Consider the following 4000-nt stretch of genomic DNA (forward strand, 5'->3'; position numbering starts at 1 on the left):
GCGCCGGGGCCGCTGGCGGGCCGGGCGCCGACTGCACGCCTACGCCGTCTTCGGCAGCGTCGAGATCGACCTGAGCGAGGCGGTCTTCGAGTACCAGCAGGTGGTGATCAAGGCCGTCTCCGTCTTCGGCGACGTCCAGATCCGCGTCCCGGAGAACGTGTCGCTGCGCGGCACCGGCGGCGGTGTGCTCGGCAACTTCGAGGTGAGCCCGCTGGATTCGGCCGACCCCGAGGCGCCGGTGGTCTACGTCGACGGCTGGGCCGTCCTCGGCAACGTGGAGGCCCGGCCCAGGCGGGGCAAGCTGGTGGCGGACATCCTGGAGCGCGTCCAGGACAAGGTCGACCGCAAGCTGCGCAGACACCTGGGGCACTGACGGCCGGGCGGGACGGCGGCACCAGGGCGAGGGGCGTGAAGGAACCACTGTGCGCCCGCGGATGGGAACTCTGTGCATAGGCGCACGCACAGCGGGTAGGCCTTGCTGCATCGTCTCTCGCTCGCGAAGCCGTCGTCAGGAGTAGACCGTGCTGCAACCGCCGCATTCGTCCCTGCAGGTAGCCGCCGTCCCGGCCCAGCGGGGGCCGGCGCGGGACAGGGACCACGACGCACCCTGGCACACCGAGGCGGTGTGCCGACGCGACGAGGCCGGCCTGTTCTTCGCCCCGTCCAAGGAGCCGACCGCCGCCCGGCTGTCGCGCGAGGAGGCGGCGAAGCGGGTCTGTTCCGGGTGCCCGGTCATGGTCGAGTGCCGCGAACACGCCCTGCTGCAGCCCGAGCCGTACGGCGTCTGGGGCGGGCTCACGGCGGCCGAACGCCGGGTGGTGCTGGCGCGGCGCCGCCGGCGCGAGATGGAACTGAAGAAGGCGGCCCGCGCGACGGCGGCGGACCGCATAGCGGGCTGAGCGGCCGGACCAGGAGCGCCCTCTCCGCACAGAGGGCGCTTCCGAGTCACGGGGCCGCGGGGGTGGCGCGGGGCCGCGGGGGCCCCGGCGGGGGTTACTTCGCCCGGTCGAAGTCGATCGCGCTGTAGGCCCGCAGCTTGCTCAGCCGGTGCTCGGAGTAGATCCGACGCACCGTCCCGGACTTCGACCGCATCACGATCGACTCGGTGAGCGCGGTCTCCGAGCGGTACTGCACGCCCCGCAGCAGCTCTCCGTCGGTGATCCCGGTCGCCACGAAGAACACGTTCTCGCCGGACACCAGGTCGTCGGTGGTGAGCACGCGGTCCAGGTCGTGCCCCGCGTCGATCGCCCGCTGCCGCTCCTCGTCGTCCTTGGGCCACAGCTTGCCCTGGATGGTGCCGCCCAGACACTTGACGGCACAGGCCGAGATGATGCCCTCGGGCGTGCCGCCGATGCCGAGCAGCAGGTCGACGCCGGTGCCCTCGCGCAGCGCGTACACCGAGCCGGCGACGTCGCCGTCGGAGATCAGCTTGATGCGCGCGCCGGCCTCCCGGACCTCCCGGATCAGTCCCTCGTGCCGCGGCCGGTCCAGGATGACGACGGTGACGTCCTCCGGCGCGGACCGCTTGGCCTTCGCGATGCGGCGGATGTTGACCGCGACGGGCGCGTTGATGTCGACGAAGTCGGCCGCCTCCGGGCCGGTGACCAGCTTGTCCATGTAGAACACGGCGGACGGGTCGAACATGCCGCCGCGCTCGGCGGCGGCCAGCACGGCGATCGCGTTCGGCATGCCCTTGGCGGTGAGCGTGGTGCCGTCGATCGGGTCGACGGCGATGTCGACCTCGGGACCGGTGCCGTCGCCCACGTGCTCCCCGTTGAAGAGCATCGGGGCCTCGTCCTTCTCGCCCTCGCCGATGACGACCACGCCGTTCATCGACACGGTGGAGACGAGGGTCCGCATGGCGCGCACCGCGGCGCCGTCGGCGCCGTTCTTGTCGCCGCGCCCCACCCAGCGCCCGGCGGCCATCGCGGCTGCTTCGGTCACCCGGACGAGTTCCAGGGCGAGGTTGCGGTCGGGAGCTTCGGAGGGAACATCGAGCTCGGACGGCAGGTGATGATTTTCGGTCATCGGAGCGCACCTTTCTGATACGACGACGGCCGGATGAGGGTATTGGACCCTGACTCTATCGCCGGACAGACAAAATGAGCAGGGGACCCCACGGATGAGCGCATGGGACACCTGCGACGATAGAGGGCGTGGCAGGTTCGAACGGCAAGCAGAAGACGGCCCGGGACATGATTCTCTCCCTGGCCCTGATCGGCATCGCGGCGGCGGTCGTCTACTTCCTCACCATTCCGCACGACGATCACGCTCCCGAGCTGAAGCGGGTCGACTACCGGGTCGAGCTGCTCACGGCCCGCCGTGCGGCGAGCTACCCGGTGGCCGCCCCCGAGGGCCTGCCGAGTACCTGGAAGGCGACCTCCGTACGCTTCCAGGGCGCGGACTCCGACCGCTGGCACCTCGGCTTCCAGACCCCGGATGGCCAGTACGTGCAGGTCGAGCAGTCCACGCAGAAGCGCGCCGACTTCATCGCCCGGGCCAGCCAGGGCGGCAGGGCCACGCAGCGGACGGAGACCATCGACGGCCGCACCTGGACGCGCTGGACCGGCGGCCGGTACGACGCCCTGGTCCTGCAGAACACGCCGGGCTCCACCACGGTCGTGGCCGGCACCGGCTCCTTCGAGGAGCTGACGACGATGGCGACCGCGCTGAAGATGGAGTGACCGGCGCCGTCCCCGCGCACGCGAAGAGGCCCCCGGCGGTGCGCCGGGGGCCTCTTCCTGTACGGCAGGCGGTACGGAGGCCGGTGCGGAGACCGGACGGCTCCGCTCAGACGGTCGTGACGACGTCGTCGTACGCCAGGCGCGGCGAGCGCGGGAACCAGGCGTCCGGGCCCGGCCTGCCGATGTTGACGATCATCAGCGGGGTGTGGTCGTCGTCCAGGAACTCCTTGCGGACACCCTCGAAGTCGAAGCCGGTCATCGGGCCGGCGGCGAGGCCCGCGGCGCGGACGCCGATGATGAAGTAGGCGGCCTGCAGGGCGGCGTTCAGCGCGGCGGCACCCTCACGGGCCGGACGCTCGCTGAAGAAGACGTCCTTGGCCTGCGGGAAGTGCGGGAAGAGGGCCGGCAGCTCCTCGTGGAACTCGTTGTCCGCGGAGAGGATCGCGACCAGCGGGGCGGCGGCCGTCTTCGGCTGGTTGCCCTCGGCCATGTGCTGCACCAGACGCTCCCTGGCCTCGGGGGAGCGGACCAGCGTGATGCGCAGCGGGCTCTGGTTGAAGGCGGTCGGGCCGTACTTGACCAGGTCGTAGATCGCCTGGACCTGCTCCTCGGTCACCGGCTCGTCGGTGAAGGTGTTCGCGGTGCGGGCCTCGCGGAACAGCAGGTCCTGGGCGGCGGGGTCAAGAACGAGAGACATGCGTGGACTTCCTGGTAGACGTCTTGATCCGACGTACCGGACCGCGGTCCGGATCGGCTAACGGGACGACCCTACGCCAGCGAAGTTCAACCTTCAACCAAAGCGGGGCCGCGGTGAGCCGCCTCACAGCCGACGCCGCCGGTCGCCTACCCGGCGTCCTCCGCCGCCTCCTCCTCGGCCAGCGCCGCGTCCAGCCGGGCGCGCGCGCCCTCCAGCCAGCGGCGGCACACCTTGGCCAGCTCCTCGCCGCGCTCCCACAGCGCCAGGGACTCCTCCAGCGACGTACCGCCCGCCTCCAGCCGCCGTACGACCTCGATCAGCTCGTCCCGCGCCTGCTCGTACGAGAGCGCCTCGTCCACCTTGCTCGTCATTCGCTCACCTTCACCGAGAATTCACCGTCGGCCACGCGGGCCCGCAGGGCCTCGCCCGCCGTCACCTCCGCCGGACCGCGCACCACGTGCCCGTCCGCCCGCTGGAGCACCGCGTAACCGCGCCGGAGCGTCGCGGCGGGGGAGAGGGCCACCACGCGCGCGTGCGTGTGCGTCAGCTCCGAGTCCGCCCGGTCCAGCAGATGCCCCAGCGTCCGCCGGCCGCGGTCGAGGAGCCCGGCCACGTGGTC

Annotated in this window: 7 protein-coding genes; 3 read left to right on the forward strand and 4 right to left on the reverse strand. The window is 71.7% G+C overall.

Annotated elements, in window-relative coordinates:
• Together IE312_RS42760 and IE312_RS31980 are read left to right on the forward strand one after the other, a co-directional pair.
• Positions 1 to 373: LiaF domain-containing protein (locus tag IE312_RS42760; protein ID WP_229900684.1), on the forward strand; the 373-nt coding region annotated here is incomplete at its 5' end.
• A 148-nt stretch (positions 374 to 521) separates the two neighbouring features.
• Positions 522 to 899, forward strand: a complete 378-nt coding sequence (locus tag IE312_RS31980) for a WhiB family transcriptional regulator (RefSeq protein ID WP_189985747.1) — start codon at positions 522 to 524, stop codon at positions 897 to 899.
• A gap of 94 nt (positions 900 to 993) precedes the next feature.
• Here IE312_RS31980 and glpX read toward each other — a convergent pair whose 3' ends face one another.
• On the reverse strand, positions 994 to 2028 hold the full coding sequence (gene glpX / locus IE312_RS31985; RefSeq protein WP_053708835.1) for a class II fructose-bisphosphatase: 1035 nt from the start codon (positions 2026 to 2028) through the stop codon (positions 994 to 996).
• 128 nt (positions 2029 to 2156) lie between these two features.
• Here glpX and IE312_RS31990 point away from each other — a divergent pair, with 128 nt between their 5' ends.
• A complete protein-coding gene (locus IE312_RS31990; protein ID WP_189985748.1) occupies positions 2157 to 2684 on the forward strand; it encodes a DUF4245 domain-containing protein in 528 nt (175 codons plus the stop codon).
• A gap of 106 nt (positions 2685 to 2790) precedes the next feature.
• On the opposite strand, the gene IE312_RS31995 is transcribed toward IE312_RS31990, so the two are convergent.
• The 3 genes from IE312_RS31995 to IE312_RS42765 form a co-directional block, all read right to left on the reverse strand.
• On the reverse strand, positions 2791 to 3381 hold the full coding sequence (locus tag IE312_RS31995) for a malonic semialdehyde reductase (protein WP_189985749.1): 591 nt from the start codon (positions 3379 to 3381) through the stop codon (positions 2791 to 2793).
• Positions 3382 to 3527: 146 nt separating this feature from the next.
• A complete protein-coding gene (locus IE312_RS32000) occupies positions 3528 to 3752 on the reverse strand; it encodes an exodeoxyribonuclease VII small subunit (protein ID WP_189985750.1) in 225 nt (74 codons plus the stop codon).
• The coding region (locus IE312_RS42765) for an exodeoxyribonuclease VII large subunit (RefSeq protein ID WP_306419843.1) at positions 3749 to 4000 on the reverse strand (252 nt) is incomplete at its 5' end. The genes IE312_RS32000 and IE312_RS42765, both read right to left, overlap by 4 nt.

The sequence above is a fragment of the Streptomyces capoamus genome (assembly GCF_014654935.1).
In the GTDB taxonomy this organism is placed as follows: domain Bacteria; phylum Actinomycetota; class Actinomycetes; order Streptomycetales; family Streptomycetaceae; genus Streptomyces; species Streptomyces capoamus.